We start from the raw sequence: 1,009 nt of genomic DNA on the forward strand, positions 1-1,009 counted from the left end.
AACTGGTTGGATATTTCGTATTTGATATTGAATGTTCTGAAACAGACATTAAGACCATGCAGCTGAAAGATGCATACGTACCACAGCTCGAAGAAGAGATCATTCTATCATTAATTGCGTTCTCAATAGGTCTGGCAAAAAGACATAATGTTGCTGCATCATTATTCTGGTCGATCGATCAGAAAATGGATGAAATACTGAAAAAACGAATTAAGATTAAAAGAAAGCACAAACGTGTATATATGTACAATTTTGTCAATGAGAATGATGAATTGAATTTGCAGAGACATGAGGATCACGAATTTATCCCTTCACCCATTGATCCCGATAGAGGAGTACTATAAGAAACTGGCATGGGTGTTAAAAGTTTAAAGATCATACACTATTTTTTGGAACATTGGCAAAGCTCAAACTGGGACATCGAACATCATTGTTATATGAGAACTTTCAAGATAAGGAATTTATATAGAATATATCTCATTTATTATGTACGATTGTTTTACAGCAGAGTCACATGACATTTTTGCTAAATATTTATTGTTTACACTTGTTTGGGCATACAGTTGATCATTATTTAAAAATATCTCGACACCATCATCCAGGTGCAGACCGTCAACCTCAGCCAGACCAACTGCCCAGAGGTCGGTATCGGTCACATCGAAACCGAAGTAAATGTAGGTATCATCATACAATGCTTTTACCTTGCACGAATCAGACAATTATATAAGTAGTCATCACAAAAGAATCAATAGGAATACTATGCCATCAACAAAGATACGCACGCTGGAGGAAAAGGACTTTTCAGAACTGGCAGATTTCCTGAGAGAGGGGTTACGGACCCCACCTGAGATTTGGCAACGTCGTTTCGATATGTGGTGGATAAACAATCCCTGGATGGATCGATCCATCCCGTATGGCTGGGTCATTGAAGACGAGAAATCGGAAATTGTTGGTTTTCTGGGGAATATCCCTGTAAAATATCAGATAAAAGGGATAAATGATATCGCTG

Annotated in this window: 3 protein-coding genes; 2 read left to right on the top strand and 1 reads right to left on the bottom strand. The window is 37.7% G+C overall.

Features of this window, described 5'->3' with window-relative positions:
* The coding region (locus tag E7X56_RS11875; protein ID WP_167879540.1) for a hypothetical protein at positions 1-344 on the top strand (344 nt) is incomplete at its 5' end.
* A 117-nt stretch (positions 345-461) separates the two neighbouring features.
* Here the strand turns inward: E7X56_RS11875 and E7X56_RS11580 are convergent.
* Complete coding sequence (locus E7X56_RS11580; RefSeq protein ID WP_135606892.1) at positions 462-719, bottom strand: sugar-binding protein; 258 nt, start codon at positions 717-719, stop codon at positions 462-464.
* Between the two features lie 40 nt (positions 720-759).
* Here E7X56_RS11580 and E7X56_RS11585 point away from each other — a divergent pair.
* On the top strand, positions 760-1,009 hold a 250-nt coding region (locus E7X56_RS11585; protein ID WP_210409280.1), incomplete at its 3' end, for a hypothetical protein.

It is taken from the genome of Methanococcoides sp. NM1 (assembly GCF_900774285.1).
In the GTDB taxonomy this organism is placed as follows: Archaea; Halobacteriota; Methanosarcinia; order Methanosarcinales; family Methanosarcinaceae; genus Methanococcoides; species Methanococcoides vulcani.